Below are 26,992 nucleotides of genomic sequence, written 5' to 3'. Positions count from 1 at the left end.
CAGGTTTGGGTCTAAGCAAAGCCTGGGACTAGGCGTGACATAGAGATGTAATTTTAGAGACTTAAAATGCAAAAGAGTGCAGGCCGGCACAAAGCGGAACCTGCACTCTCTCGCTAGAAGGAGCCGGGTTTAGTCATCCGTAGGGATGGAGTCGGTACCTTCCAGCAGCTTGGCAACATAACCAGTGTTGAACTCGCCGCTGCGGAACTTTTCACTGTCCAACAGCATGGCCTGGAATGGCGCCGTGGTGACAACGCCTTCTACCTGCAGCTCGTCGATGGCGCGCAGCATACGGGTAATGGCCTCATCGCGGTCTTCTGCCCATACGATGAGCTTGCCCACCATGGAGTCATAGAACGGCGGAATGGTGTAGCCCGTTTCGATATGGGTATCCATGCGCACACCGAAACCACCTGGCACGCGGTAGTGTTCGATCTTGCCCGGCCGCGGCGCGAAGTTCTGGTTCGGATCCTCGGCGTTGATGCGGCACTCGATGGCATGGCCACGAATCTCCACATCATCCTGGGTGATGGACAACTTCTGCCCGGAGGCAATGCGCAACTGCTCCTTGATGAGGTCCACACCGGTGATCATCTCCGTTACGGGGTGCTCAACCTGGATGCGGGTGTTCATCTCGATGAAGTAGAACTTATCCTCGGTGTTATCGAAGACGAACTCGATAGTTCCGGCGTTCTTGTACTTCACCTCTTTACACAGGTTAATCGCGGCTTCCTGCATTTCCTGGCGCAGCTCATCAGTCAGCACCGGCGAAGGGCCTTCCTCAATGAGCTTCTGGTTGCGTCGCTGCGAAGTGCAGTCGCGCTCTCCCAGAGCGACGGCATTTTCGCCATCTGCCAGCACCTGAATCTCGATGTGGCGGATATCCGTCAAGAAGCGCTCGATGTAGACCGACGGGTCATTGAACGCGGACTCAGCCTCGTTCATGATCTCGTTGAGGTCCTTTTCTAGCGTGTCCTCGGATTCCACGACGCGCATACCGCGTCCACCACCACCGGCGGCAGCCTTAATCAGCAGCGGGAAGCCGGTCTCGCGGGCAACCTCCAGGGCCTCATCGAACTCGGTGACCACGCCGTCGGAGCCCGGCACGGTGGGAACACCGGCGGACTTGGCGATGCGCTTAGCCGCGATCTTGTCACCCATCAAGCCGATGTGCTCGGCCGAAGGGCCAACAAAGCCAATCTCTTCTTCTTCCACCATGCGGACAAAGTCCGGCTTTTCGGACAAAAAGCCATAGCCCGGGTGGATGGCATCCGCCTTGTATGCCATGGCGGCAGAAATAATCAGCTCGGGGCTGTTGTAGCTCTTGGAGACATTCGCTGGGCCGATGCAGACTGCTTGATCGGCGAGCTTTACCGGCAAGGAGTCCTTATCGCCTTCGGAATAAGTAAGGATGGACTTGATGCCCAATTCCTTGCAGGCGCGAATGATGCGAAGCGCAATCTCACCGCGGTTAGCAATGAGCACGCTACCTAATAGATCTGACATATTTTCCTCCAGGTCGATTACTTCGGCTGGATGACCATGATGGGCTGGCCGTGCTCCACGGCGTCCTCGTTATCAACGAGGATCTCCTTCACGGTGCCGGCAACCTTGGACTCGATGTTGTTCATCAGCTTCATAACCTCGACGATGCACAGCACCTGGCCAACCTCGACCTCGTCGCCGACCTTGACGAACGGATCTGCGCCCGGCTTCGGAGCAGCGTAGAAGGTACCGACCATGGGAGCCTTAACGGTCTCGCCCTCTGCGGACGGCTCACCGGAGCCGGAAGCCTGTGGCTCTTCCTTCGGTGCTTCCTCTTGTGCAGAAGCAGGCTTGGACTCAGGCTCAGCGGCAGGCGCGGAAGCCGGTGCGGCTTCCTGTGCTGGTGTTGCTGCTGGAGCTGCGGCCGGAGCGGCTTCCGGAACCGGCGCCGGACGGTTCAGGCCGCCCGGGGTGCGGGACATCGCGAGCTCGACATCGCCGTACTTAATCTGCAGCTCTTGGATGTCATCAGAAAGGTTGGCCCACTTCAGCAGGGACTTCAGGTCGTGCAAGTTGGTGGAATCAGTCATGATTACTTTTCTCCTTTGGTGAGGTTGATTTCCAAGTCGGAAGTCTTGAGGTGGAAGTCGGTGGTATCGGAAGAGTCGTAGATTTGCTGTACCAGGGAGGTAAGGACGCCGCCCTTGACGCCTTCGCCCTCGCCGCCGCGGCCTTCGGCCACAAAGCGCTTCATCTCATCGACCTGGCTGCCGGCGAACATCACGCGAAGCAGCAGGGTGTCGATGTCCTCGTCCGGGTGAGCCTTCTTCAGGTCCGGCAGAACCGGCTTGAGTTCTGGGATTTCCTCCGTGATTTCGGAGGAACCGTTGGCCATGATCTTCTCCAGCACGTCTGGGTCCAGCGGGGCGAGCGGCTCGCCGTAGTAACCCAAGGCGTACTTTTTAATCTCGTTCGGGACCACGGAGTAACGGTCACCCGTCATCACGTTCATGACGGCCTGGGTACCCACGAACTGGGCAAACGGCGTAATCATGATGGGGTATGCGAGCTCTTCACGGACGCGAGCTACCTCGTACAGCAGCTCTTCGAAGCGGTCACCCAACCCAGCGGTTTCCAGCTGGGATTCGAAGTTGGTAAGCATGCCGCCGGGTAGCTGGTGCATGTAGTGCAGGCCATCGAATGCGCGCGGAACGCCTACTGGCTTATCTTCCGTATCGGCAATTTCCTGAATGCGCTCGCTGGCAGAATCGATGCGCTCATCGTCGACGTCCACCGTGTAACCCAGTGCGCGAAGGTCGCGCACCAAGGCCTGGGTGGCCGGCTGTCCTGGGCCATTAGCCAGAGGAGCGATGGAGGTGTGGATGGAATCCACGCCCAATTCCGCCGCGAAGAGGTAGGAAAGGGGCGACAGTCCGGTCAGCGAGTGGGTGTGAACCTCGAGCGGTACGTCACCGATGGAGCTGCGGATCGCCGGGATGAGGGTCTTCAAACGGTCCGGAGTAAGCAGGCCGCCGGCGTCCTTCAGCATGATGCGGTCTACATCGGTGCGCTCGAGCAGCTCCGTGGCCTTCCGCTTGTACAGGTCATCGGTGTGCACTGGGCTCAAGCAGTAGGACAATGCGCCGAAGGTTTCGGCACCGAGTTCCTTGGCCAGTTTGAGGCCCTGGTCGATGTTGTCGATGTCATTCAAGCCATCGAAGGAGCCGATCACACGGAAGCCATTGGCGTAGAGGCGCTCGGTCCAGTTCAAGATGGCGTCATCCGGCAGGAAGTCGAAGGAAGCCAGGTTCTTGGAACGAATGAGGGCGCGGAACTTGGTGCCCGGCGCGGCGTTCTCGTGCACGAGGCGAACGCGCTCCCACGGGTCTTCCTTGAGGTAGCGCACGGAGACGTCGAACTGGATGGGCGCTACCAAGTCCACGTGCTCGAAACCAGCGTTGGTGATGTCATCCAACAGCGAAAGGATGTGGCTCGTGGTCATGCGGGTGGCCCAGATGCTCTGGTGCGCATCACGCAGGGTGGTATCGATGATGTTGATCTTGCGCTCGCTATCGGCTGGGCGTCCGCCCGCGGCCATGATTTCGGCGAGGCCTTCTGTGCTTAGTTCCTCGGGACTAAGAGCAGTCATAAATCCCTCCTTAGGGTGTGGCTCCGGAAAGACTCGGTTGGTTCACAGTGATGGTTCACTTTGGTGGTTCAAGACTCTTCGAAAACCTTCCGTGTCGTGGCTCACACGCTACACCACACCTAAATTCTCGGTGCTGGAATTTCGGCCAGAAATGTCCTTTTCCTGCGAATTCCAAGCTCGTCACGGCAAAGAATTTGCCCAAATACCCCTATACGGGATCACAGTGCGCACTACTGTTCACCTGGCGAACGCGTAGTTTTTTCGGCCTCCTCCCCTAAAAAGTGGTGGAAGACATGCAGTTTCTAGTCAGTAACCAAATCCACCTCGATAGTGCTGGGATTTTCGTGGTCCACATCGCGGACTAATCGAAGTGTGATGTGCGTAATATCTTCTTCAATATTTCGGACCTATCCCTAGGAGGAACATTGACTTCTACCGCCCCGCCGAGCCCCACACCCACTTCGCCATCGGGCTCAACCAAAACGGACCGCAAATCCCTCGCAGCCAGCCTGACCGGCCAGGTCCTTGAATGGTACGAGTGGAGCTCCTATGCGGTTTTCGCCCCATTTATCGCCGCGGCGATGTTCGACAAGAGCGATCCTGCTTCCGCACTGCTTGCCACCTTCGGTGTTTTCGCCGTTGGCTTCTTGGTCCGCCCGCTGGGCGGCATTATCTTTGGCCGCATCGCTGACCAGCGCGGCCGCAAGACCGTCTTGATGACCACCATCATCATGATGGCCAGCGCCTCCGTCCTCATCGGCTTGCTGCCCACCTACGAATCCATTGGCATCTGGGCTTCTGTCGGCCTGCTCTTCATCCGCGTGCTGCAGGGCTTTGCACACGGCGGTGAATCCGCAGCCGCCAATAGCTACATCCCCGAGATCGCTCCAAACGCCCACCGCGGCCGCTGGGGTTCCATGGTCTATGTCTCCATCTTCGGCGGTTCGGTCATCGCCTACGTCTTGGGCGGCGGCATTTCGCTGGTCCTGACGGACGAGCAGATTGGTGCTTGGGGCTGGCGCATTCCGTTCCTCTTGGGTGCCGTCGCAGCGCTGATCGCGTTGTACCTGCGCCGCCACATGAAGGAATCGGATCACTTCCAGGAAATCGATAGCGCCGAGCCCACCGTTGAGGCTCCGAAGCGCACCAAGAAGTCCGTGAACTCGGAAAAGCCGGCTTCGGTTGCCCGCCCGGCATGGCAGAATATCTTGCTCGTCGTGGGTATGGTCTCCGGCGTTACAGCCTCGCACTACACGTGGACCTCCTATGTTTCCACCTACGCCATTAGCCACGAGGGCATGTCCACTCAGGGTGCTTATTGGGTCACCGTGGCAGCACAGACCGCTGGTCTCATCGCCCTCCCGCTGTGGGGCAGCCTGTCCGATAAGATCGGCCGCAAACCCGTCATTTATATCTGTGCCATTGGCCTAGCCATCCTGCAGATTCCACTGATGAACTTCATCGATGATCGCCCCTGGACCCTGCTGGTGGCCTCCACCATCGGCGTAGTCATCGTTGCTGCCGGCGGCGCGCTGTTGTCCTCCATCATGTCTGAGGTCTTCCCCACCGCTCAGCGCACCCGCAGCATCGGCCTGGCCTACTCGCTGTCTGTCGCCGTCTTCGGCGGTACCGCACCGTATATCTACCAGTGGTTCGTGGCCCACGGCCTTACTTGGGCTTCCGGCTTCTACGTCGTCGCACTGTGCATCCTGACGCTTATCAGCATGTACATCCTGCCTGAAACCAAGGGCGTAGACCTGCGCGATGTCTAATCCACTCACGGAACACTAAATCGCCGCTTCCCAGTCTTTCCCGGGAAGTGGCGATTTTTCACGTCCACAACTAATTAGTCGAGCGCTACCTTAAAGGGTGCGTCCGTAACCTCGCGGATGGACTCCTCGGTTTCGCCCTCGGCGACCTCGATAAGCGTCAGGCCCTCCAGCTCGTCCACGGTGAATACGGCGCGATCCGTGATAATCAGATCCACACAGCGAGCGCCGGTCAGCGGCAGCTGGCACTCCGCCAGAATCTTGGAATCGCCGTGCTTGGATACGTGCTGCATCATCACCACGATGCGCTTGGCTCCATGCACTAGGTCCATCGCACCGCCCATGCCCTTCACCATCTTGCCGGGGATCATCCAGTTGGCTAGGTCGCCAAACTGGGATACCTCCATGGCGCCGAGCACCGCAACATCGATGGCGCGGGAGCGGATCATGGCAAAGGACTCGGACGAGGAGAAGAAGGATGCACCAGGGGCTTCGGTAATGGTTTCTTTACCGGCATTGATTAGCTCCGGATCCACCTTGTCCTCTTCGGGGTAGGCACCAACGCCCAAGATTCCGTTCTCAGAGTGCAGGACCACCTCGCGGCCCTCCGGCAGGTAGCCGGGGATGAGCGTCGGCATGCCGATGCCCAGGTTGACGTAGTCACCATTGTCCAGTTCTTGTGCGGCGCGTGCCGCCATTTCTTTGCGTGACCAGGTCATTACTTGCTCACCGTCCTGAATTCGATTCCGGTTTCTTGCTTGCCCACTTCCACTACGCGGTCTACGTAGATTCCGGGCACATCCACCTCAGCGGACGGAACGGCCTCTACCAGCTGCTCCGCTTGCACGATGGTGATATCGGCGGATTTAGCCGCATCGGGGTTGAAGTTCTGGGCGGTCTTATTAAAAGCGAGGTTGCCAAAGCGATCCGCGCGAGCGGCGTGGACGAAGGCGAAGTCTGGGGTGAGGGCTTCTTCCATGACGTAGAGCTCGCCGTTGAACTCGCGGGTTTCCTTCGGTGCGGAGGTCTCCGCAATGGTGCCGTCGGGGTTGTAGCGGGTGGGGATATCGCCATCGGCAAGCGGCGTGCCCACGCCAGCCTTGGTATAGAAGGCTGGAATGCCCGCGCCACCGGCGCGCATGCGCTCTGCCAAGGTACCCTGCGGGGTGAACTCGACAGTGAGCTCACCCTCGAGGTACTGACGCGCATATTCCTTATTGGTTCCCAGGTAGGAACCGATGGAGCGGGCAATGCGGTGATCCTTGAGCAGCAGGCCTAGGCCAAAATCATCCGTACCGAGGTTATTGGAAATGATGGTGAGCTCGCTCGCGCCTTGGGAACGCAGCGCAGCAATGAGTTGCGCCGGGATACCCACAAGGCCGAATCCGCCCACCGCGATGGAGGAACCGTCCGGGATATCCGCGACGGCCTCCTCTACTGAGGCTATGACTTTATTCAACATGGCCTTAGACTACGTGTGGTTCACAGACAGCACAAGGGTTCAGAATGCGAACATTATCGGGTACACTAAAGAGACCTGGGCCACTTAACCCTGAAAATAGCTTGGAGGACACACCGTGGCAGACACCCCCGTAGTGCAATCACTAGCCCGTGGACTCAACGTCATTCACTCGTTCAATGGCGAACGTCGGCGGCAAACACTGGCCCAGGTTGCCGAGGTCACAGGCTTAGCGCGCGCCACCGCACGTCGCTTTTTACACACGCTTGTCGCAGAAGGTTATGCCCGCACCGATGGCTCAGATTTTTGGCTCACCCCGCGCATTTTGGAACTGGGCTATTCGTACCTTTCGAGCTTGGGCCTGCCGGATATTTCCCAGCCCCATTTGAGGGAGTTATCCACCAAACTCGATGAGTCCTGCTCCGTGAGCGTGCTCGACCGCGACACCGTGGTCTATATCGCCCGCGCCGCAGCGCACCGCATCATGTCCACCAATATCACCATCGGTACGCGCTTCCCGGCGCACGCCACCTCCATGGGCCAGGTGCTACTCGCCGATTTAACGCCGGCAGAGCTGGATGAGTATTTCGCCACCACCGCTCCGCTCGAGCAGGTCACCCCGCATACCCTGGTATCCCAGGACGCGCTGCGAGCCCGCCTCGGCGAGGTGCGGCGGCGCGGCTGGGTCATTGTGGATCAAGAGCTAGAAATCGGCCTGCGCTCCATTGCCGTTCCCATCCGGGATCGCACCGGACGCGCAGTGGCGGCCATCAACATTTCCACCCAGACCTCCGTGTATTCCACCCAAGATCTCACCGCGCAGATCCTCCCGGAGCTCCTCACTACGTGCGCGGCCATTTCCCACGATCTCACTACTACCGAAATTTCCTAAGGAGAATCCATGCAAACCCAAGACGTAGTCCTGTGCTACCCCAAGCGCACCCCGGTCGGCCGGTACGGCGGCGCGCTGAAATCCGTCCCCGTCCAGGATCTGGCCAGCCTGGTGGTATCCACCATCGTGGAAGAATCCGGCATCGACCCGAACATCATCGATGACGTTATCCTCGGCCAAGCCTCCCCCAACGGGGCTGCGCCTGCCCTCGGCCGCGTCGCCGCACTCGATGCAGGCCTGCCAGTCTCCGTGACCGGCATGCAGCTCGACCGCCGCTGCGGCTCCGGCCTGCAAGCCATCGTCACCGCCGCCGCCCACGTCGCCACCGGCGCAGCCGAGGTGGTCATCGCAGGCGGCGCCGAATCCATGTCGCGCACCGAATACACCGTGGACAGTGACATTCGCTGGGGCGCTAAGGGCGGAAACATGGTCTTTCGCGATCGCCTCCAGGAGGCCCGCGAAACCGCCGGTGGCAAAAACCACCCCATCCCCAGCGGCATGATCGAAACTGCCGAAAACCTCCGCCGCGAGCGTTCCCTGTCGCGCGAGGACCAAGATGAGCTTGCGGTGCGTTCCCACCACAACGCCGCACGCGCGCAAGAGCAGGCGCTTTTCGATGCCGAAATCGTCCCCGTCTCCGTCCCCCAGCGCAAGGGGGATCCCATCATCGTGGACAAGGATGAACACGTGCGCGCTGATTCTAGCGTGGAAAAGCTGTCCAAGCTGCGCCCAGTGATGGGCAAGCAGGACGACGAGGCCACGGTGACCGCGGGTAACGCCTCCGGCCAGAACGACGGCGCCGCCGCCGTGCTCGTGACCACCCGTGAAAAAGCCGACGAGCTCGGCCTCGAGCCAATGGTGGCCGTGAAGGGCTGGGCGCTGGCCGGTGTAGAACCAGAGCGCATGGGCATCGCCCCAGTTGAGGCCACCCGCAAGGTCATGGAGCGCCTCGATCTCACCTTCGATGACCTCGACCTCATCGAGCTCAATGAGGCCTTTGCCGCCCAAGCCCTCGCGGTACTAGATCAGTGGGGCATCTCCCCCGAAGATCCTCGCTTCAACCCCAACGGTTCCGGCATCTCGCTGGGCCACCCGGTGGGCGCGACCGGTGCCCGCATCGTGGTTACCGCCGCGCACCACCTGCGCCGCACCGGCGGCAAGCGCGCGCTAGTCACGATGTGCATCGGCGGCGGCCAGGGCCTTGCCGCCATAATCGAAACCGCCTAGTCCTCGCAGTGAGGGCCTAGGCGGTATCGGGAGGCGGGCGACCAAGCTAGCCTTGGACGCTCACGCTGCCATCTGCATTAACATTGACTTGCGCCGCCATGGCGCGGGCCACGTTAAGCCGCTGCCAGGAGCCGTCCTTGCCTTGCCAATCCAATGGATTGCCGGCAGGACGTGCGGTCTGGCGTAGCACCTCGGCGCGCTGTTCCGGAGTCAGGTCCGGGTGTGAAGCGGCGAGTAGTACCGGGGCGGCCTGCGGAACGACCATCGGCGCATCCGTCGGATTGCTTGGAGTGAAATCATAATCCAAGAAATCCGTGTATTCGTCTACAGCGTCTGTAGTGGACCGGTATTCCTTGCCATCGGCCTTATCCTGTGCGACGAGTTCTTCTACAGATTTGCCCGTACGCCACTGAATCTCTTCACGAATTTCCTGCGCAGCCTGCTGCAATGCATCGCGCATGCGGTCATCGTTCAAACGATCCGCCGCCGCAGCTTGACCAGTCATGCGGCCACCAATGACGTCCAATGGGTAGTGCACACCCAGAACGACGCGGTGATTTCCTGCTTCGGCGCCGCGCAGCATTAATTGCGGGCCTACCTCTGGAAGCATAGAGGCCATCAAAGTGGTGATCCACGTTGCCTGGTTAGTGTGCCCGGAGGGGAAAGCCGGCGAGGTGGAATAGAGATCCTTCGACTCATCTTCGTAGCGGTTAATAGCCTCGGGTGCCTGCACGAATGGGCGGTCATAACGGAAGTAGTACTTTTCTGCGAAGGTGGAGCTAGCCAGTCCACCTGCACGGGCGGCGTAGCCATTGCCCAGCAGGTACTGTGTTTTTGGCAGTCGATGCTCTGCCAAGGCTTCGCGGAATGCACCGCCCAGGCTCTCCCCCATGGAGTCCGAAATGGCTTCTAGCATCCCACCGGAGCTTGCCTTGGCATCGGATTGCGCACGGGCGATCAGCTCAGGGTCATCGGCAGCCGCATTGTTAATGGCCACTACCTTATCCATGTTTTCTTCAAGGACCTCTGGCTGGTGCTTAATCTGGTCAAACCCGCGGACAACCTGCCAATAGTTGCCAAATTGGTAAGACGAAATATCGGATTCAAAGCCCACAAGATAGTCCACACCAAAGGGCTGAGGAACCGGCGCACCTGGGTGCTGCACAGGAGAAGGGCCAATGCTGGATCCACTGCTAGAACCCTGTACCTGCGGCACCTTGGACGAAAGCTCACCCGCCTGCGCAGCGGGTGCAAAGGAAGCAACGGTGAAGCTGGCGGCCGCTCCGAGAGCAAGTACTCGACGCGAAACACCACGATTGAAAATACGGGTCATATATCGCAACTTTCAGCTAGAAGTGATTTCCTCTGCACACTAACCAGCTAACGTTAAGGAAGTATGAACTGCGCACTAACCTTATTCAGCGCTTTTTTAAACAAATAGTTATATGACCGCTCAAGCTAATCGATGTCCCCAGCCTGCTCCACCCAGAACCGTGTTTCCTCGGACGGTTCAGCACCAGGCGCGGACAAGCCAGCCGTGGCGAGCGCGGCAAATGCCACTGCGGCGGCCATGGCCGAATCTCGCTGCTGATGAAGACTCATTAACTCAACCTAGCGCGAATAGGTGCCAATGAAAACAGGAAGGCGGTTCCAGCGGGCGATTTCGGCGCGAAAGCGTACATACGCGGTAAGCTAGAGAAGAACTTTTGCTCGCATAGAATAAAGGGGAATTAGTCAATAATGATCCAATTCGTCTTCGGCGCCGCCGCAGGGTACGTATTTGGCACCAAGGCGGGCCGCAAGCGCTACCACCAAATGAAAAGCGCCTACCAAAAGACCGTCAACTCCCCCGCCACCAAATCTGCGGTGCGTTCCGCGCGCAAGATGGTAGCCAACCGCCTGGATCCAGAGCCACGCATGCGCGAAATCCACGACCTTTCTGAAAAGCGCCGTGGCAAAGGCAAGGCTCGCGGGAACCAGGCTCCACAGGCCGACCGGATTTATGAACCCGATGAGGACTAAAGCCTTCCCCGCAAACCCCTCCCCGGGCAGCGCCTGAACTAGCGCTCGAGTGCTTGCCCGGGGTTTTTATATACCTGGGGTACCGCGAAAGGCGCGATCATTGAGCTCGCGGCGAGCCTGCTCCAAGGCAATGAGGTCTGCGAATACGGAGTTATAGCCTGCCTCATCATCGGTTGGCCGCATTCGGCCCAATTGGGCTTTCAGCTGCGCAATCTGATCACCCACGACGGTTTCCTGCAGCCGCGAGAGTACGGAATCCGCATATTTTTCTGCGCCCACGTCCGTGGGCAGGATGGCCTCGACTGCCAGCTCGGAGACGAAATTCCTTCCCGTAAGATCCTGCATTTCCCCGGCAACGGCGGCAATCCAATCCACCCCGGACATGGTGGCTCCCTTGTCTGCCCCGCCCACGGCGGAAATCGCTTGGCGCACGATGCGGTAGGCGTCGTTGGTGTAGGCATCGGCAGTAATGCCATCAAAATACGAGCCAACAACCTCTGGCATCTGCAAGGCCAATTTCAGCGCCTCCCGCTGCGGCCACAGGTGGGTCTCCTTTGGGCTTGGCGGATGGATCATGGGCACGTCTTGCTGCGCCGGTTGTTGCTGGGCATTATCAAAGCGGCGAATCGTCGGCTTGTCCGCCTTCTTCGGTTTCTTTGCCTCCGCGCGCACTTGGCGCAGCACCTCTTCCGGATCATTCCAACCCACCCAGCCGGCAAGCCGGCGGGCGTACTCGCGCTGCAGGGGCTGGTCACGGATCTGTGCGACGATGGGCACCGCCCGCCGCAAAGCCTGCAAGCGGCCTTCGGCCGTATCGATCCGGAAATCAGCAATTACTGACTGAATGACGAACTCAAACATGGGGATGCGGTCTGCCACCAGATCGCGCACCGCGGCATCGCCCTTTTCAAGGCGCAGATCGCACGGGTCCATGCCGTCTGGGGCCACCGAGACGAAGGATTGTCCGGTAAATTTCTGCTCTCCGTCAAAGGCACGCATCGCGGCCTTCTGTCCCGCCTCATCACCATCGAAGGTGTAGATGAGCTCGCCGTGGAAATAGGAATCATCCAGCATGAGCCGGCGCAGCACCTGCAGGTGCTCCCCACCGAAGGCCGTACCGCACGAGGCCACGGCAGTCTTAATGCCTGCCGCGTACATGGCCATCACATCCGTATAGCCTTCCACCACCACAGCTTGGTGGCCTTCTGCGATATTGCGCTTGGCCAAATCCAACCCAAAGAGCACCTTGGACTTGTGATAAAGCATGGTCTCGGGCGTATTCATGTACTTGCCCAGCTTGTCATCATCAAAGAGCTTGCGCGCACCAAAGCCAATGACGTTGCCGGAAAGATCCTTAATAGGCCACAGCAACCGGCGGTGGAAACGGTCAATGGGACCGCGCTTTCCCATCTTGGAAATGCCGGCTGCCTCTAGCTCTTCAAAGGAAAAACCCATGCGCAATAGGTGCTTTGTGGCGGTGTCCCAACCTTCCGGAGCGTACCCGCACTCGAAATCATAAATAACCTCGCGGCTAAACCCGCGGTCCAGCAAGAAATTGCGCGCCGTTGCCGCCTCTGGGGTTTCCAGCTGCTTCCGGTAGAACTCGTGCACCGCTTTATTCGCCGCGATTAGCCGCTGCCTCGTACCCGGCTTCTCATTGCGGGCACCGGTCGAGCCACCCTGGTAATTAATGTGGTAGCCAATCTTCTGCGCCACAGCTTCCACGGCCTCCGGAAAAGAGACTTGTTCCATCTCCATCAGGAAGCTGAATACATCGCCACCCTTACCGGTGGAAAAGCAGTGATAATAACCGCGCTGCGGGCGGACGTGGAAGGACGGCGTCTTTTCATCCTTGAAAGGGCTCAAGCCCTTCAAAGAATCATGCCCGGCAGGTTTGAGCTGCACGTATTCGCCCACGATTTCTTCTAAAGGCGCGCGTTCACGGATAGCTTGGATATCACTGTCCGGAATTCTGCCCTTTGCCATGGCTACAGACTACCCCGCCCATTTATCGAATGCTCAACCGCCAAAGCCAGGATGGTCGCATTGGGTTGTCCCGCTCAATAAGTACACAGAATCACCGTGTTTTACCCACATGTGGGGCAGCCTTTCGCCGAGTATTCCCACCCCCGGGACGGGGCAATTTTGGATATTGCTCTTGACGCGGTGGACGTTTATGTTTTCGCGATATTTCCTGCAACAATAGGGGCCATGTCCAAGTCCAAAGCGTCTAAGAAATCGCTTCCAGTGGCCCTTGGTGGACTCGCCATCGTCGCAGGCGCTAGTTATTTTGGCTTCGACCTCGGCGGTAACGAGGATGCAACGTCAACGGATGAGACCTGCGCAATTTCTTCCCTTCCCAGCGAGGCCGAAGAAACCGCAGACGATATTCTCGCCGGCGGCCCTTATGACTATCCCGACAAAGACAATTCCCATTTTGGCAATTATGAAGGCGTCCTCCCCCAGCAGGCGCAGGACTATTACCGCGAGTACACGGTAGAAACCCCTGGCAGTAATCATCGCGGATCGAGGCGCATCGTCACCGGCGGCGGCACCGAAGTCGACCCCGATGTGTGGTACTACACCGACGACCATTACCAAACATTCTGTTCTATCCCGGACGCAGAGGATTAATAGTGCACCGCATTTTAATTACGGAACCCATCCGTACCCGTACGGATTTCTTCAATGCCTTAGGACGCACCCATGGATGTGTGGATTGTGGCCCGCGCAGCCTAGAGGATCTAGCTAACTTCCTGCGTAAGAATGAAGTATCCACCATCGTGGCTGCCAATATGGAAATGGAATTGGATGACTTCGCGGCCATCGCCGCCGTTGTCCAAGATGAAGGCGTTAGGCTCGCACGCTAATAGCTGTTCCACGGATGCTGTGGCTCCGCGAATACTGGCGCCCCGCAGATGCTGGCATTCCGCGGATGCTATAGGTCCTCTGCTATAACTGAGCATCGCGCGCCCTCAGTTATCACTTTTCCGCTTCAAAAATAGCAGCGGAGGTTGCACTTTTAGAGAAAGGCCGCTGCCGGAACCATCTGACCGAGCCCACGGCCCGTATAGCTACTAGCCCAAGAACCCCGAAAGGTCAGCGCTCCGGCGGGCAAGCCGCTCGAGGCGGGATTCGGTCATGGAGGCGATCTGGTCAACGATGGCACGGTCGCGGGCGGCGTCGGTATCGGCCTGCTCCCACCACAGGCGGAAGGTGGCATCGAGCGAACCGGGCGCACCGGCCACGAGGTAATCGTAGACGCGGTAAATGCGCTCGCGCTGGCGGTCTTGGCGCGCTAAGTGCGCTGGTTCATCCATTACATAAAGCACGGCGATCGTCTTTAAAAGCTTGACCTCTGCCTGCGCCAAGGGTGGAACGCGCAGGTCACCGTGCATGCGGCCGAGCTTATTGGCGCTGATGAGCTCGGCATTCGCCTCCGAGGTGGCACCGATGGTGGCGCCCACATAGCGTCCCACCAGCTCAGAGGTCATCTTTTTCAGCTTGGCATAATCGCGCAGGGTGTAGTCGAAATTACCAAGGGCGTTGATGACATCGAGGTTGCGCAGGCTATCGGCGGCTTCCAAGAGTTCATCGGCAGTTCCGCCAAAGGCCTCAGCGCCCTTTTCTGCAAGGTGGGCTAGTTCCACCAAATCCCACAACACGTTCAAGGAAATGCGCTGGGAGATGATGCCGTCTTCCACGTCGTGCACGGAATAGGCAATATCATCGGACCAGTCCATGACCTGGGCCTCGATGCACTTTCGCGTATCGCTATGGCCCTCGCGCAGCCACGCTAAAAGGTCAGCGTCCTCATCATAAGCGCCGTATTTGCGGTTGATGGTGCCATCCGGATTGGTCTTGGTCCAAGGATATTTGCAGGCCCCATCGAGCGCGGCGCGGGTGAGGTTGAGACCGAAGCTGTGGGCGGTGCCATCGGCGTCCTCGACTAGGACTTTGGGCTCGAGGCGGGTCAGGATGCGCAGTGTTTGCGCATTTCCCTCGAAACCGCCTTGTGCAACCTCATTGAGCGCATTTTCACCATTGTGGCCATAGGGCGGGTGGCCAATATCGTGGGTGAGCCCGGCCATGTCACAGAGATCCGGATCAAGCCCGAGTCCTGCGCCGATGCCGCGGGCAATCTGGCCTACTTCGAGCGAGTGAGTTAGGCGAGTGCGCGGGGTATCGCCATCGCGTGGGCCTACGACCTGGGTTTTATCCGCCAATCGCCGCAGCGCAGCCGAGTGCAAGACGCGGGCGCGGTCGCGGGAGAATACCCCGCGGTGTTCTTCGATATCGCTAATCGTGGACCCCTTAGGCCGTTCTTCGGCCAGCCGGGCAAAATCAGCTGCAGCATAAGAATAAGACACGGCGTTTTAGTCTATTCCCCCAGCGTGCGGTCTGCGTCTTTATTTTGCATCGTTTCGTGCCGCAGCTTCTGATTCGGCCGCAGCATCAGCTCGATGCGGTACAGGCGCCTTTTCCAAGCCCGCGCGCACCGGGGAGAGAGAATGATGGACAGACCTATATAAAACAACCCGCCCCATTCGTGCGCGAGGTAGCGCCACCAAGGCTTAGAAAACCGCCGAGCGGGATAATAGGGCGTGCCGGACACTTGGACGTTGAGCCCTTCCTGCTTGGCGATGACCCACGTGCGCAACCTATGCAAGGGATCGGTGACGATGATGGCATCGGCAAGCCCGTGGGCATCGATAACCGCAGCTAAGGACTCGCGCGTATCGAGGCCTTCTTCCACGGCAGAAACCTGCAGCTCAGGGAAGTGCTCGCGCAAGTAATCGCGAGCTACCCCGGCCTCAGTAAACCGATCCCCGGGCAGCTGGCCGCCCACGGTAATCACTGGCAGGCCGCGGGAAATGGCCAGCTCCCCGGCATGGCGCAGGCGCCCGGCCAGGATGCGGGAGGGGCGGCCATCGTATTGCGCGGTGCCTAAAACAACGACGTATTTCACAATGCTTCCCACCCTACTGCCTGCGAAGGAGGTTCTCCGGATTGGGCGTTCGGGCAGGTAGAGTTGTGGGCATGAATCTTAGTGCACGAATCGGCCGCGCTACCATCGCGGCATTTTTGCTCGGCTGCACCTCCATTGGCGCAGGCCAGGCCCTAGCCGCGGAGACCACTACCATCGCCCAAGCCCCGGATACGGCGGCGGTGACAGACAGGGTAAATGATGAGGCAGGGGTCTTAAGCACCGAGGAAATTAGGGAGATCAATGAGAAGATCACCCAGCTGCAAAAAGACCAGTCGCTCATTATCTTTGTTGTCTTCGCAAACGATCTTGGCACTGATCCGGAAAGCTATGCCCGCAGCATCGTCAACGAGAAGGGCCCGAATTCCGCGGCCTACGTCGTTGGTGTGAACGAGCGCCAAGTGGGCGTGCAGACCGGCGATCAATGGCCCGAGGGCCGCCTGGATCAGATGTATGATGCCGCCTACAGCAAGCTATCCGCAGAGGAATACGGCGCTTCCGCGATCGCGCTTGCCGATGCCGCCCTCGGAACCTCCAGCTCCTCCGATTCTTCCGGCATAGCCTGGCTGGGCGGTGGCGCCGCCGCCATCATCGCTGCAGGCGGTGGCGTCTGGTACTACTCTCGCCGCAATACAAAAAAGAATCAGGCTAAGACTTTAGAGTCTGCCCGCGAGATTGCGCCAGAAGATACCGACCAATTAAACCGGCTGCCGCTAGATACCCTGGATAAGTTGGCCCAGGAAGAATTGGTCTCCACGGATGAATCCATCCGCCGCGGCAAGGAAGAGCTCAATATCGCTTTATCTGAGTTCGGACCGGAGCGCACCCGCCCGTTTACCAAGGCGATGAATCATTCCACCTCTACCCTGCAAAAAGCCTTCAAGATTCGCCAGCGCCTCGATGATGCAGTACCAGAATCCCAAGCCGAGCGCCGGCAAATGCTAGTAGAAATCGTCTCTACCTGCGGCCAAGCCGATGATGCCCTAGATAGCCAGGCAGAAGAGTTCGCCCAGATGCGCGACCTGCTGCTACAAAGTGACTCCAAGTTGGACGAGCTCACCCAGCGCACCGTCGGGCTGCGCACTCGCTTGCCGGGCGCCGAAGGTACCCTCACAAAGCTCCAAGAGGACTACTCCGCAGAGGTCCTATCCTCCATTGCGGATAACCCTGAATTGGCGAGTGCCTCCCTCGATGAGGCGGAAAAGCTCCTGGACCAAGCCCGCAAGGTGCAGGGCCAGCCCGCCGGGAAGCAGGGCTCACTCGTGGGCCTTATCCGCGATATCGAGCACGCCACGGAGGTCACCGATAGGCTCCTGACCGGTGTAGAGCACGCCGAGGAGAATATCTCCTCCGCGCGCCGCAATCTGGGCGCGCTCATTACCGAGGTCGAGGGCGAAATCGAGGAAGCCCGAGAGCTAGAGCGCCAAGGCAAGTCCCAGGGAACCCAGGCGGATTGGGAGGCCCTCGAGGAGCTGCTTGAGCGCGCCTCTGCCGCGATCACTGACGCCAAGCAACAGGGCGATACGGATCCCTTGGGCCAGCACACCGCTCTTATGAGCATCGATACCGAGCTTGATGAGCGCCTCGACCGCGTGCGGGAAAAGACCTCCACCCACGCGCGCCAGCTCGAGCTTTTCCACCAGCAAATGTCGGTGGCAGAATCCAATATTCAGGCCGCCGAGGATCTCATTTCCTCGCGCGGGCGCATCGTTGGTTCCGGCGCCCGCACCGCGCTTGCCGATGCCAAGCGTCTCCACGCCCAAGCCCTGCACACCCAACGCAGCGATATCCGCGGCGCGTTGCAATCCTCCCGCGAAGCCGTTGCCGCAGCGCAAACCGCCTTGCAACGGGCCAAGGATGATTCCGACGAGTATCGCCGCCAGCAACAACGCCAACAGACGAGTTCCGCTGCCGGAAATATCATCACCGGAATGGTCTTAGGCCAAATCCTTGGCGGCGGTGGCCGCGGCTTCGGCGGCGGTTTCAGCGGAGGCGGCGGTAGCTTCGGTGGCGGCGGAGGAGGATTCTCCGGCGGCGGTGGCGGAGGCGGTTTCCGCGGCGGCTCGTTCTAGAGCGGCTCCTTCCAGAGCGGCTCCTTCTAGACCGCCGGCTTAGAAGACCGGCTTGGTCGGTACTTAGCCGCGCACAATGCGTGGTGTGGCATCGACAAGCAGGCAGCCATAACTCAGCACCACCGCATCCACGTCCGGCAAGCCGTGCCCGCTGGGATTGGAGGCCGATACTTCCAGGCCACTGCCCCGCGGGGTAAGACGGGCAACTTCGGTGCCCTCCGAATTACCTTGTTGTCCGTCAAGGGCCAGTATGCGGCGCTGCTTGCCAAAGATAGCGGACCGCTCCAAAAGGTAGTGGGCATCTCCGCAGGTAGCGCGCAAACGCGTGACGGTCAATCCCGCTTGCGAGACTTCACACTGCTTCGCGGCCTCGGAGCCCGCGCTGCGGTTGGCACGCGGACTAGCCCGCAGGAAAAAGCGCGGGGAGGCGGTTGCCCCGTCTAGCGAGGTCTCCACGTCAAAAAGCGTATCTGGTTGTGTGGGATCCCCAGAGAGCGCGCCGGCAATGGTCAGTACCCCATCTCGCACCCAAGCGATATCGGTTCCGCGCGCATCGCGCAGCGTAGTACCGTTCCACCGCCACGGCATCGTTCCCGCCATTAGAAAATGAACACCGCCAGCAAGGCGACGATGGAAGCCAATACCAGCGTGATGATCCATACCCACGCGGAGTTTTTGGTGTTCTTTTCCAAAATGGCGCGGGTAAACCAGCTGAGACCGGCGATCTCGGCGGTGCTCAAGCCTTTCGCACCCTCCTCGAATTCCAAGATGGCCTTGCGCACACCGGAGTTCTTAGCGGAAAACTGCGCCACTTTATTGTCATCGACGTCATCGATGATCCAATCGCCACTGTTTTCATTGACGTAATGAAAGGTGCGGCCATTGAGCGAGGCTTCAAGGCGCTTGTCGCGGCCGAGACGGCCGGCGAGGCGGTAGACGGAGCCATCATCAAGCGTGGCCGAAGCCCCCAAATCGCTGACCTCGACGCGCCAAAAGTTGCCATCCACCTCCGCGGAATGTTCCGCAAAGACGCCTAGGCGCTCCGGGCCCTCCTCAACGAGGAGGACGGGCTTGTCGCGCTCGGAGCGATCCCAGCTGGTGTAGTGCATCTTCTTAGCACCCAATCAGGCGCACTGCGAGATAGGACTCAAGATCCTCAATCTTTACGCGCTCTTGCTCCATGGTGTCGCGCTCGCGCACGGTCACGGCGTCATCCTCGAGCGAATCGAAGTCGAAGGTGACGCAGAAGGGCGTACCCACCTCATCTTGGCGGCGGTAGCGGCGGCCGATGGCACCAGAAACGTCGAAGTCCACGTTCCAGTAGGCGCGCAGCTTATCCGCCAGCTCGCGGGCCGGAGTGGAGAGCTCTTCCTTCTTGGACAACGGCAGGACGGCAACCTTGATGGGCGCCAAGCGGCGGTCCAAGCGCAGAACCACGCGCTTGTCGGTGCCGCCCTTAGCGTTCGGCGCTTCTTCCTCGTCGTAGGCATCAACCAGGAACGCCATCATGGAACGGCCCAGACCAGCGGCTGGCTCGATGACGTAGGGAATCCAGCGCTCATCATTGGCCTGGTCATAGTAGGACAGGTCCTCGCCAGAGCCCTTGTCGTGGACGGAAAGGTCATAGTCGGTGCGGTTGGCCACACCTTCCAATTCGCCCCACTTGGAGCCCTTGAAGCCGAAGGCGTACTCCACGTCCACGGTGCGCTTGGAGTAGTGCGACAGCTTTTCCTTGGGGTGCTCGTACAGGCGTAGGTTTTCTTCCTTGATACCCAGATCGGTGTACCACTTGTAGCGGTCATCAATCCAGTACTGGTGCCACTCTTCGTCCTCGCCAGGCTTGACGAAGAACTCCATCTCCATCTGCTCGAACTCGCGGGTACGGAAGATGAAGTTACCCGGGGTGATCTCGTTGCGGAAGGACTTACCAATATTGGCAATGCCGAATGGCGGCTTCATGCGCGAGGAGGTCATCACGTTCTTGAAGTTGATGAAGATACCCTGTGCGGTCTCGGGACGCAGGTAGTGCAGACCCTGCTCGTCATCGACCGGACCCAAGAAGGTCTTCAGCAGGCCAGAAAAGGCCTTCGGCTCGGTCCAGTCACCTGGCTGGCCGGTTTCCGGGTCGTTGATATCAGCCAGGCCATTTTCTGGCTCGTGGCCGTGCTTTTCTTCGTAGGCCTCGAGCAAGTGGTCGGCGCGGTAGCGCTTACCGGTGTGGCGGGATTCCACTAGAGGATCAGTAAAGACCTCCACGTGGCCGGAGGAGACCCACACCTGGCGCGGCTGGATGACGGAGGTATCCACACCCACGACGTCGGGGCGGGATTGGACCATGTGGCGCCACCACTGGCGCTTAATGTTTTCCTTCAACTCCACACCAAGAGGACCATAGTCCCAAGCGGAGCGGGAACCGCCGTAAATCTCACCCGCCTGGTAGACCAAGCCGCGGCGTTTACACAGATTAACAACGGTATCGATAAGGGATGCCATGGTTGTAAAGGACTCCTCTGGTAGGGGACAGTCGTGACAATCTCATTCAGTCTAACCCTTATCCCCCATCAGTAGTGAGATCAGGGGGTGCAAATTTAAATCGGTTAATGTACAGGTAATGACCAACTTGAGGTAACATAGTAGTGGTCGACAGATAATAGATACCGTATTGAAGGTGCCCACTCCCTATGACGACCGTTCAATTAGCATTTAATAACTCTGCGGCCGCAAGCGTTATCGCGGCCCTCGATTCCCCGCTGCGCATTTCCATCATTACCCGCCTGGCGGAGCGCGACCATTACGTACATGAGCTGGTTAAAGCCACCGGCAAGTCCCAGCCGCTGATTAGCCAGCACCTGCGAGTTCTTAAGCAGGCAGGGATTGTCAGCTCTGAGCGCAATGGGCGCGAGGTGACATACTCTCTGGTCGCACCGGAGGTTTTAACCCTTTTGGAAGACGCCGCGAAAATCGCCTCTTAATAACCGGTCTGCATATAAAGACGATTTATTATAGCGCTTGTTGAAAAAGAGTTGATAATATGAATGCCATGTCCATTCATGAGAGTATCCCCAAGCTCGGCTCGCGCAATACTAAACAGCGCACCGCGGTTGTTGAGGTCCTGCGGGACATCGACAAGTTCGCCTCCGCCAAGGAAATTTATCACCAGCTCCAAGAGCGGCAAGAAAAAGTCGGTCTCACCACTGTCTACCGCACCCTACAATCTCTTTCCGATATTGATGCCGTAGATGCACTACACATGCCCAATGGCGAGACCCTGTACCGCCATTGCGAAACCGATGCGCACCACCACCACTTGGTATGCACCAAATGCGGCCGCACCGAAGAAATCGATGGCGGCCCCATTGAAAAGTGGGCTTCGGCCGTAGCCGCCGAGTACAACTTCGAGCTTACCGGCCACGACGCGGAGATCTTCGGCGTGTGCTCGCAGTGCGCGGCCGCACAGTAGTCACCGCACGGTAGTCTCGCGCGCCTTCCTTAGCTGCTACTTCCCTACTTCACAGCACCGAAGCGGCGATCCCGGCGGGCATATTCCTCAATGGCGGCGAAGAGGTCCTCCGGGTTGAAATCAGGAAATAGCTTGTCCTGATAAATCATCTCGGCGTAAGCGGACTGCCACAGCAGGAAGTTCGAAGTGCGCTTCTCACCGGAAGGCCGCAAGAATAGGTCCACGTCCGGCATGCCAGGATCATAGAGATGCTCTGCGATGGTGCTTTCTTTAATATCGCGCGGGCGAATTTCACCAGCGGCGACCTTTTCCGCAAGCTGGCGCACGCCATCGACCATTTCCGCCCGGCCACCGTAATTAACGCACATGGCCAGCGTCATTTTTGTATTATTCTTGGTCAATTCTTCGGCGGTTTCGAGTTCCTTAATCACCGAGCGCCACAGGCGCGGACGACGCCCCACCCACACCACGCGGACACCGCGCTCATTGAGCCACTCTCGCTGCCGGCGCAGCACGTCGCGATTAAAGCCCATCAAAAAGCGCACCTCTTCAGGGCTGCGCCGCCAGTTTTCAGTAGAAAACGCATATGCCGAAAGGTACGGGACACCGGCGGCGAGGCAGGCATCGACGACATCGAGAAGCACCGCCTCTCCCCTGCGGTGGCCTTCCGTGCGTTTCATGCCCTTTTCCTGGGCCCAGCGGCCATTGCCGTCCATCACCAACGCAATATGGCGCGGCAGCAGCTCTTCCGGGATATTCGGCGGGGTCAGGCGACGAGAAGGATCTGGGGTAATCACGGACTACAGTTTACTGTTCCATCACCTGTAATGCGGACACATTTCGCTCCATGTGCCACTGCAGGTGCGCCCGCGCTAGCCGATGCCCCTCCTGCCGCTGCGCATTCGTCGGATTCGTCGGGTAGCCATGTGCCAAAAGCCACAAATGGTGGAGGGTTTCCGGATCCACCTCTGCAGCACCTGGTGGCCGGCATTCGTGGCAGGCGGCGCCGCCGACGGCCGGGTGAAAGGCGTGGTGCGGGCCGGGGCGCTGGCACTGGGCGCAATCAAAAAGGCTCGGCGCCCACCCGGCATGCGCCATGGCCTGCAATAAGAATGCATCAAGCGTTTGCGTCGGCTCCTCGGTTTGCAATTGCTCGAGCGCAGCCACGACTGCATTGTAGAGGTAGGGGTCGCCGTCGCCATCCGCGTAGATGAGCCGCTCGGCCGATTCCAAGACCGCGCAGGCAGCCGTATAACGCTCGTAGTCTTCAATCAGGCGCGCGCCAAAATAATTCACCGTATCCGCCTGGGAAATCGTGGCCAAATTCTTTCCCACATACAGCTGGACGTCCAAATTGACGAAGAGCTGCAGCCGCGAACCAAAACGGGATTTTGCCCTGCGCACGCCCTTGGCCACCGCACGCACCAACCCATGGTTTTGGGTAAGAAGTACAATGACGCGGTCTGCTTCCCCAAAATCATAGGAGCGAATGACCACGGCGCGGTCGCGATAATTTTCGCGCATGGCCTCTTAGAACCCGAGCCTGCCCAGCGACTTGGCATCTGACTGCCAATTTTTCAGTACTTTGATGCGCAGGTCCAGGTACACATTCTGGCCCAATAGCTCCATGATTTCCTTACGGGCATTGCCCACGATGCGGCGGAAACGCAGGCCATCTTTACCTTCGATGATGCGCTTTTGACCTTGGCGCTCCAAGTACATGATGGCGTGAATGTCCAGCACTCCCTCACGCGTGCGCGAAGGCAGCATTTCATCGATCTGCACCGCAACCGAGTGCGGTAGCTCCGCCTTCAAGCCAGATAGTGCGGCCTCACGGATGAGTTCTTCAATGCGCTTTTCTTGCCCCTCATCAGTGATGTGATCGTCCGGATAGAACTTCGGGCCCTCCGGCAAATGCTCTACGATGACCTGCACCAAGTCATCCAGTTGCACGCCCTTTTTACTAGAAACCGGAATCACCACTGCCTCTGGATCTTCTTGCGCCAAGAGCTCGTGCAAGGCCAAAAGCTGCGCGCCCACCTGGTCCTTGGACGCTTTATCCAGCTTGGTCACGATGCCGATGATGGGGGTCTTCGGCGCAATCGATCGCACATTATCCAAGATCCACCGGTCACCCGGACCAATCTTTTCATCTGCCGGAATGGTCAATCCGATGACATCCACATCCGCATACGTTTCTTTGACCACTTCATTAAGCCGCTCGCCCAACAAGGTGCGGGGTCGGTGCAGACCCGGTGTATCCACCACGACGACCTGTGCATCCTCACGGTGAACCAGACCGCGGATGGTGTGGCGGGTCGTTTCCGGCTGGTCCGCGGTAATGGCAATCTTTTGGCCCACCAGCGCGTTAGTCAGCGTGGATTTCCCCGTATTCGGGCGGCCCACAAAGGATACGAATCCAGAGCGGAATCCTTCTGGGGTATCCGTGTACTGCGAATAATCTAACGGAGCTGCCTTCTCCCTGGCGGCTTCCGGAGCTGCATCATCGGGGTCATCTGGCAGGCCCTCGAATGCCGCATCAAACTGTGCATCAATATCAGAACTCATTACCTGCAATGATAGCCCACCGCACCAAAATCTCCGATTGTTTCACGCACTAACAAATCTGCAGGCTAAGCTAAGACCGTTCTCTCCTCCTCGGTGTATTTCTCACCGCTTCCTGAAAGGCACTCCGTCATGCCAGCCAAGTCTCCCCTACTGCTCCTCGGCGCTCTTCTTACTATTTCCCTTAGTGCCTGTTCATCCCCTGTTGCTGGTACTTCGCCTTCCGAAGAGGAATCCACCAGTACTTCTTCCAGTGCATCTTCCAGCTCACCTAGTGCGTCCTCTTCGAGCAGCGTTGCACAATCCACCACGCAAGAGTCCACCGCAGAAACCCCAACAGAACCAGAAACCCAAGTAGCAACTGAGAAGTCAGGCGCACAACCGCAAGCGGCCGCGACGGAGCCTGAGCTGCTGTACTGCGAAATCGGCCTTGGCGCATTCGGGAGATTTTCTGATGGCTCTTCGCACCAAACCGAACTGTGCAATACCCCTGCACTCCAGCGTTCCGTACGCGCGGAAGGAGTATGCGGTGGCCTTAATGGGCACTTGCTTTATCCAGACGAATGGCCAGAGCTTTGCAACGGCGGCGCTCCATATTCGGGACCGCCGCAGGGTGGAGCGGAACCAGAATTCTATGACGAAGGTTCTCTCGCGGGAACGCCCTTGGAAACACAAGGGGAAGGCCTTTAGAGCGGAGCCCCGAAACTGTACCGCGCCGTCCTATTCGCAGATGCTATAGGTCCACTGCAATAACTGAGCATATTCGCACCTGAAATGTAGCAAATCGCGCTCAGATATACCTGAGGACGTTGACCTTTTGATGTTCCTATCAGGTCAACACCAGCCCGAAGGCCCCGCGCCCTCAAAATAAACGAGGGTGCGGGGCCTTCAGGAGCTAATAGCCGTGAGTCTATTTCTTGAATTCATCCGGCAGTGGGCCAAGCTGCGGTCCGTCCGGGTAGTACTTCCAGCCGTCCTTGATACGAACATCATCGGACCATGGCAGTTTGTACTCGCCCTTGGCAAGGTCTTCGACCCAGGTGAGGTAGTTTTCGGTCTTTCCGCCTGGGTAACCGACATAGCCGCGGTTGCCCAGGTTGAAGATGTTGTTTTCTAGGCCCCAGTTGATGCGCGCCTTATCAGCCAACGCTGGGAATACCTCTGCGGTGACGATTTCGCCCGGGTTGCGGTGACCCTCAGAAATCATGTGGCCATCGTAGTTGCAGACATTTCCTTCACCGAAGTAGTAAAAGACCTGGTCATAGCCCGCCAAGTTCACCGATGCCGTATACATCAGGTTCTGGAAGGCATTGGTCTTATTGGTCATGATCCACTGGTCTTGGGTCTGAGTGGAATAACCCGAGATGCGGATGTAGACATTGGCACCCTTATACGCCGCTTCGCGGGCGAGCTCTGGGAACATGCCATCGTGGCAGATATTGACTGCAAGCTTGGAGCCCTTGGGGCCATCGCACACCGGCATGCCCAGGTCACCTGGGTACCACGGCTCGATGGGGGTCCATGGCTGCAGCTTACGGTAGTGCAGTGCAATCTCACCGTCGGAGTTGATGATAATCGCCGTGTTGAACGGGGGCTTTCCTTCCTCATGGTTGGGTTCCATGATGGAGAAGACGCCCCAGACGTCGTTATCCTTACAAGCCTGCTTGTACTGGTCCACCTTGGGGTCATCGAGCCCAATGAGGAATTCATCGTAGGACCAAATCTTGGTGTTCAGTCCCGAAGAGGAATACTCCGGAAAGACGATGAGATCCAGGTCTGGGTAGCCAGCCTTGGTCGAGGCCACCATGCGGCAGATTTCATCGACGTTTGCTTGAACGTCTTCTGGGGTATTGACTACGGGAACGGGGTATTGGATAAGGGCCATCAACAGGCCGTCGGGGGATGCGCTGATGCTTCCGGTGCTGGACAAGACGGGACTCCAATCGCGTCGTTGATTAAGTTACACCTATCACTCTATATGACGAACCTCACGTATTCACCAGAAAAGCGACGTGCTTGTCTCAAATTACAGACCGCATCCCTTCTTGGGGCAGCCTTAGAGCTCCTCCGCCTGGAATTGCAGGCTTGGGTGAGCAAAAGCATCCTGGGCCTGAATGAGCTGCAGCTCGGTGGATTCCGCTTCATACGTCGTACGCAGAAGCTCGTAGACAGAAGATGCGGTGCGGCGCAGCGCCTCTTTCACGTCATGGGTTTCAACGTAGTGGCCAGTAAACAGCGCCGCGGTCACGTCACCAGAGCCGTTGCGCTTAACCGGCAACAGCGGGGTCGAGAGCAAGAAAGCGCGCTCACCATCAACGGCCAGCATCTCGATCTGATCCGCAGGGGTTTCCGGGCGCTTTACGGAGGTAACCAATACCGTCTTCGGACCCATTTCCTGCGCCTTCTTCACCGCCGCCAAGGTCTCGTCCAAGGTGCTGACCTCGGTATCGGTCAGATAGCCCAGCTCAAATTGGTTCGGGGTGATGATATCGGCCACGGGCACCACGCGGTCACGCAGCAGTGGCGGAATGTCATCGGAAACGAAGCAGCCCGACTTCGCATTACCCATCACGGGGTCGCAAGCATAGAGCGCCTTGGGGTTGACGGCCTTGATGCGGCGGACGGTATCCACGATGGCATCGGCAATATCGGAGCCGCCTTGGTAGCCGGAAAGGATGGCGTCGATATTTTCAAAAGCACCGCGCTTTTCGATGCCATCGATGATCGACGTGACATCACTGGCCGGAATCATCGGTCCGCCCCAGTCACCGTATCCGGTGTGGTTGGAGAAGTTCACCGTGTGCACGGGCCACACCTCGTGGCCGGCGCGCTGGAGGGGAAATACGGCCGCGGAATTTCCCACGTGGCCGTAGGTGACGTGAGACTGAATGGAAAGGATAGTCAT

General features: G+C 58.7%; 28 protein-coding genes. 9 read left to right on the top strand and 19 right to left on the bottom strand.

The genetic code is table 11. The features are described from left to right. Positions 1-129 precede the first annotated feature (129 nt). From accC to ABRP88_RS03555, 3 genes are read right to left on the bottom strand one after another with little or no spacing between them, the layout of a single operon-like run. A complete protein-coding gene (gene accC, locus ABRP88_RS03565; protein WP_349836190.1) occupies positions 130-1,506 on the bottom strand; it encodes an acetyl-CoA carboxylase biotin carboxylase subunit in 1,377 nt (458 codons plus the stop codon). 17 nt (positions 1,507-1,523) lie between these two features. Beyond that, complete coding sequence (accB, locus tag ABRP88_RS03560) at positions 1,524-2,075, bottom strand: acetyl-CoA carboxylase biotin carboxyl carrier protein (protein ID WP_284770295.1); 552 nt, start codon at positions 2,073-2,075, stop codon at positions 1,524-1,526. A 2-nt stretch (positions 2,076-2,077) separates the two neighbouring features. Continuing rightward, positions 2,078-3,634 (bottom strand): hydroxymethylglutaryl-CoA lyase-like TIM-barrel protein, encoded by a 1,557-nt coding sequence (locus ABRP88_RS03555; protein ID WP_284796367.1) that lies wholly within the window; start codon positions 3,632-3,634, stop codon positions 2,078-2,080. A gap of 425 nt (positions 3,635-4,059) precedes the next feature. Between ABRP88_RS03555 and ABRP88_RS03550 the strand changes: the two genes are divergently transcribed. After that, on the top strand, positions 4,060-5,406 hold the full coding sequence (locus ABRP88_RS03550) for an MFS transporter (RefSeq protein ID WP_284770293.1): 1,347 nt from the start codon (positions 4,060-4,062) through the stop codon (positions 5,404-5,406). Positions 5,407-5,480: 74 nt separating this feature from the next. Here ABRP88_RS03550 and ABRP88_RS03545 read toward each other — a convergent pair whose 3' ends face one another. Both ABRP88_RS03545 and ABRP88_RS03540 read right to left on the bottom strand, forming a co-directional pair. Next, on the bottom strand, positions 5,481-6,122 hold the full coding sequence (locus ABRP88_RS03545; RefSeq protein WP_284852238.1) for a 3-oxoacid CoA-transferase subunit B: 642 nt from the start codon (positions 6,120-6,122) through the stop codon (positions 5,481-5,483). Continuing rightward, positions 6,122-6,865, bottom strand: coding sequence for a CoA transferase subunit A (locus tag ABRP88_RS03540; RefSeq protein ID WP_284770292.1), 744 nt, complete (start codon positions 6,863-6,865; stop codon positions 6,122-6,124). The genes ABRP88_RS03545 and ABRP88_RS03540 overlap by 1 nt, the downstream gene beginning before the upstream one ends. A gap of 115 nt (positions 6,866-6,980) precedes the next feature. On the opposite strand from ABRP88_RS03540, the gene ABRP88_RS03535 reads away from it, so the two are divergent. Then, the gene (locus ABRP88_RS03535) at positions 6,981-7,754 is read left to right on the top strand and encodes an IclR family transcriptional regulator domain-containing protein (protein WP_284852239.1); all 774 of its coding nucleotides are present in this window, start codon (positions 6,981-6,983) and stop codon (positions 7,752-7,754) included. 9 nt (positions 7,755-7,763) lie between these two features. Next, positions 7,764-8,981, top strand: coding sequence for an acetyl-CoA C-acetyltransferase (locus ABRP88_RS03530; RefSeq protein WP_349836187.1), 1,218 nt, complete (start codon positions 7,764-7,766; stop codon positions 8,979-8,981). Between the two features lie 46 nt (positions 8,982-9,027). Here ABRP88_RS03530 and ABRP88_RS03525 read toward each other — a convergent pair whose 3' ends face one another. Both ABRP88_RS03525 and ABRP88_RS03520 read right to left on the bottom strand, forming a co-directional pair. Beyond that, positions 9,028-10,314, bottom strand: coding sequence for an acid phosphatase (locus ABRP88_RS03525; RefSeq protein ID WP_349836185.1), 1,287 nt, complete (start codon positions 10,312-10,314; stop codon positions 9,028-9,030). Between the two features lie 125 nt (positions 10,315-10,439). Next, positions 10,440-10,583: a hypothetical protein gene (locus ABRP88_RS03520; RefSeq protein WP_284770288.1), complete on the bottom strand. Its 144-nt coding sequence runs from the start codon at positions 10,581-10,583 to the stop codon at positions 10,440-10,442. A gap of 138 nt (positions 10,584-10,721) precedes the next feature. Here ABRP88_RS03520 and ABRP88_RS03515 point away from each other — a divergent pair, with 138 nt between their 5' ends. Further along, positions 10,722-11,003: a hypothetical protein gene (locus ABRP88_RS03515; protein WP_023023385.1), complete on the top strand. Its 282-nt coding sequence runs from the start codon at positions 10,722-10,724 to the stop codon at positions 11,001-11,003. A gap of 66 nt (positions 11,004-11,069) precedes the next feature. On the opposite strand, the gene dnaG is transcribed toward ABRP88_RS03515, so the two are convergent. Further along, complete coding sequence (gene dnaG, locus ABRP88_RS03510) at positions 11,070-12,989, bottom strand: DNA primase (RefSeq protein ID WP_349836183.1); 1,920 nt, start codon at positions 12,987-12,989, stop codon at positions 11,070-11,072. A 225-nt stretch (positions 12,990-13,214) separates the two neighbouring features. On the opposite strand from dnaG, the gene ABRP88_RS03505 reads away from it, so the two are divergent. Beyond that, positions 13,215-13,637 (top strand): guanyl-specific ribonuclease, encoded by a 423-nt coding sequence (locus ABRP88_RS03505; protein ID WP_284770286.1) that lies wholly within the window; start codon positions 13,215-13,217, stop codon positions 13,635-13,637. 2 nt (positions 13,638-13,639) lie between these two features. Next, positions 13,640-13,873, top strand: a complete 234-nt coding sequence (locus ABRP88_RS03500; RefSeq protein WP_284782361.1) for a hypothetical protein — start codon at positions 13,640-13,642, stop codon at positions 13,871-13,873. Between the two features lie 207 nt (positions 13,874-14,080). On the opposite strand, the gene ABRP88_RS03495 is transcribed toward ABRP88_RS03500, so the two are convergent. Then, entirely contained in the window at positions 14,081-15,373 is a 1,293-nt protein-coding gene (locus ABRP88_RS03495) for a deoxyguanosinetriphosphate triphosphohydrolase (RefSeq protein WP_349836182.1), read from the bottom strand. A gap of 11 nt (positions 15,374-15,384) precedes the next feature. Next, on the bottom strand, positions 15,385-15,972 hold the full coding sequence (locus ABRP88_RS03490) for a YdcF family protein (protein ID WP_284853555.1): 588 nt from the start codon (positions 15,970-15,972) through the stop codon (positions 15,385-15,387). Positions 15,973-16,043: 71 nt separating this feature from the next. Between ABRP88_RS03490 and ABRP88_RS03485 the strand changes: the two genes are divergently transcribed. Beyond that, positions 16,044-18,062 carry a TPM domain-containing protein gene (locus tag ABRP88_RS03485; RefSeq protein WP_349836181.1) on the top strand — a complete coding sequence of 673 codons (2,019 nt, stop codon included), beginning with the start codon at positions 16,044-16,046 and terminating at the stop codon, positions 18,060-18,062. Between the two features lie 63 nt (positions 18,063-18,125). Here ABRP88_RS03485 and ABRP88_RS03480 read toward each other — a convergent pair whose 3' ends face one another. The 3 genes from ABRP88_RS03480 to ABRP88_RS03470 are packed head-to-tail and all read right to left on the bottom strand — an operon-like array spanning position 18,126 to position 20,555. Beyond that, positions 18,126-18,662 carry a hypothetical protein gene (locus ABRP88_RS03480; protein WP_349836179.1) on the bottom strand — a complete coding sequence of 179 codons (537 nt, stop codon included), beginning with the start codon at positions 18,660-18,662 and terminating at the stop codon, positions 18,126-18,128. Beyond that, positions 18,662-19,171, bottom strand: a complete 510-nt coding sequence (locus ABRP88_RS03475; protein ID WP_349836178.1) for a hypothetical protein — start codon at positions 19,169-19,171, stop codon at positions 18,662-18,664. The genes ABRP88_RS03480 and ABRP88_RS03475 overlap by 1 nt, the downstream gene beginning before the upstream one ends. A 4-nt stretch (positions 19,172-19,175) precedes the next feature. After that, the gene (locus ABRP88_RS03470) at positions 19,176-20,555 is read right to left on the bottom strand and encodes a glycine--tRNA ligase (RefSeq protein ID WP_349836177.1); all 1,380 of its coding nucleotides are present in this window, start codon (positions 20,553-20,555) and stop codon (positions 19,176-19,178) included. 188 nt (positions 20,556-20,743) lie between these two features. On the opposite strand from ABRP88_RS03470, the gene ABRP88_RS03465 reads away from it, so the two are divergent. Beyond that, positions 20,744-21,034 carry an ArsR/SmtB family transcription factor gene (locus ABRP88_RS03465; RefSeq protein ID WP_005278104.1) on the top strand — a complete coding sequence of 97 codons (291 nt, stop codon included), beginning with the start codon at positions 20,744-20,746 and terminating at the stop codon, positions 21,032-21,034. A 68-nt stretch (positions 21,035-21,102) separates the two neighbouring features. Beyond that, a complete protein-coding gene (locus tag ABRP88_RS03460) occupies positions 21,103-21,522 on the top strand; it encodes a Fur family transcriptional regulator (RefSeq protein ID WP_034658244.1) in 420 nt (139 codons plus the stop codon). Positions 21,523-21,566: 44 nt separating this feature from the next. On the opposite strand, the gene ABRP88_RS03455 is transcribed toward ABRP88_RS03460, so the two are convergent. From ABRP88_RS03455 to pdxY, 6 genes are all read right to left on the bottom strand, one after another. Next, entirely contained in the window at positions 21,567-22,319 is a 753-nt protein-coding gene (locus ABRP88_RS03455; protein ID WP_296087300.1) for an isoprenyl transferase, read from the bottom strand. A 10-nt stretch (positions 22,320-22,329) separates the two neighbouring features. Further along, positions 22,330-23,046: a DNA repair protein RecO gene (recO, locus tag ABRP88_RS03450; RefSeq protein ID WP_302525056.1), complete on the bottom strand. Its 717-nt coding sequence runs from the start codon at positions 23,044-23,046 to the stop codon at positions 22,330-22,332. Between the two features lie 6 nt (positions 23,047-23,052). Further along, a complete protein-coding gene (gene era / locus ABRP88_RS03445) occupies positions 23,053-24,090 on the bottom strand; it encodes a GTPase Era (RefSeq protein WP_284796383.1) in 1,038 nt (345 codons plus the stop codon). 65 nt (positions 24,091-24,155) lie between these two features. Continuing rightward, entirely contained in the window at positions 24,156-24,398 is a 243-nt protein-coding gene (locus ABRP88_RS03440; RefSeq protein WP_349836176.1) for a hypothetical protein, read from the bottom strand. Positions 24,399-24,997: 599 nt separating this feature from the next. Further along, positions 24,998-26,017 carry a formamidase gene (locus ABRP88_RS03435; protein WP_005284191.1) on the bottom strand — a complete coding sequence of 340 codons (1,020 nt, stop codon included), beginning with the start codon at positions 26,015-26,017 and terminating at the stop codon, positions 24,998-25,000. Positions 26,018-26,143: 126 nt separating this feature from the next. Continuing rightward, a complete protein-coding gene (gene pdxY, locus ABRP88_RS03430) occupies positions 26,144-26,992 on the bottom strand; it encodes a pyridoxal kinase PdxY (protein WP_349836175.1) in 849 nt (282 codons plus the stop codon).

This window comes from Corynebacterium sp. KPL2734, assembly GCF_040225595.1.
GTDB lineage: Bacteria > Actinomycetota > Actinomycetes > Mycobacteriales > Mycobacteriaceae > Corynebacterium > Corynebacterium rhinophilum.
Note: the sequence above shows the minus strand (reverse complement) of the source record. Positions and strands in the feature narration are given on the sequence as shown.

Bases quoted from the DNA above. Each gene is read 5' to 3' on its own strand.
- accC (WP_349836190.1), bottom strand. From the start codon at position 1,506: ATGTCAGATCTATTAGGTAGCGTGCTCATTGCTAACCGCGGTGAGATT.
- accB (WP_284770295.1), bottom strand. From the start codon at position 2,075: ATGACTGATTCCACCAACTTGCACGACCTGAAGTCCCTGCTGAAGTGG.
- ABRP88_RS03555 (WP_284796367.1), bottom strand. From the start codon at position 3,634: ATGACTGCTCTTAGTCCCGAGGAACTAAGCACAGAAGGCCTCGCCGAA.
- ABRP88_RS03545 (WP_284852238.1), bottom strand. From the start codon at position 6,122: ATGACCTGGTCACGCAAAGAAATGGCGGCACGCGCCGCACAAGAACTG.
- ABRP88_RS03540 (WP_284770292.1), bottom strand. From the start codon at position 6,865: ATGTTGAATAAAGTCATAGCCTCAGTAGAGGAGGCCGTCGCGGATATC.
- ABRP88_RS03530 (WP_349836187.1), top strand. From the start codon at position 7,764: ATGCAAACCCAAGACGTAGTCCTGTGCTACCCCAAGCGCACCCCGGTC.
- ABRP88_RS03525 (WP_349836185.1), bottom strand. From the start codon at position 10,314: ATGACCCGTATTTTCAATCGTGGTGTTTCGCGTCGAGTACTTGCTCTC.
- ABRP88_RS03520 (WP_284770288.1), bottom strand. From the start codon at position 10,583: ATGAGTCTTCATCAGCAGCGAGATTCGGCCATGGCCGCCGCAGTGGCA.
- ABRP88_RS03515 (WP_023023385.1), top strand. From the start codon at position 10,722: ATGATCCAATTCGTCTTCGGCGCCGCCGCAGGGTACGTATTTGGCACC.
- dnaG (WP_349836183.1), bottom strand. From the start codon at position 12,989: ATGGCAAAGGGCAGAATTCCGGACAGTGATATCCAAGCTATCCGTGAA.
- ABRP88_RS03505 (WP_284770286.1), top strand. From the start codon at position 13,215: ATGTCCAAGTCCAAAGCGTCTAAGAAATCGCTTCCAGTGGCCCTTGGT.
- ABRP88_RS03485 (WP_349836181.1), top strand. From the start codon at position 16,044: ATGAATCTTAGTGCACGAATCGGCCGCGCTACCATCGCGGCATTTTTG.
- ABRP88_RS03480 (WP_349836179.1), bottom strand. From the start codon at position 18,662: ATGGCGGGAACGATGCCGTGGCGGTGGAACGGTACTACGCTGCGCGAT.
- ABRP88_RS03475 (WP_349836178.1), bottom strand. From the start codon at position 19,171: ATGCACTACACCAGCTGGGATCGCTCCGAGCGCGACAAGCCCGTCCTC.
- ABRP88_RS03470 (WP_349836177.1), bottom strand. From the start codon at position 20,555: ATGGCATCCCTTATCGATACCGTTGTTAATCTGTGTAAACGCCGCGGC.
- ABRP88_RS03465 (WP_005278104.1), top strand. From the start codon at position 20,744: ATGACGACCGTTCAATTAGCATTTAATAACTCTGCGGCCGCAAGCGTT.
- ABRP88_RS03460 (WP_034658244.1), top strand. From the start codon at position 21,103: ATGTCCATTCATGAGAGTATCCCCAAGCTCGGCTCGCGCAATACTAAA.
- recO (WP_302525056.1), bottom strand. From the start codon at position 23,046: ATGCGCGAAAATTATCGCGACCGCGCCGTGGTCATTCGCTCCTATGAT.
- era (WP_284796383.1), bottom strand. From the start codon at position 24,090: ATGAGTTCTGATATTGATGCACAGTTTGATGCGGCATTCGAGGGCCTG.
- pdxY (WP_349836175.1), bottom strand. From the start codon at position 26,992: ATGACTATCCTTTCCATTCAGTCTCACGTCACCTACGGCCACGTGGGA.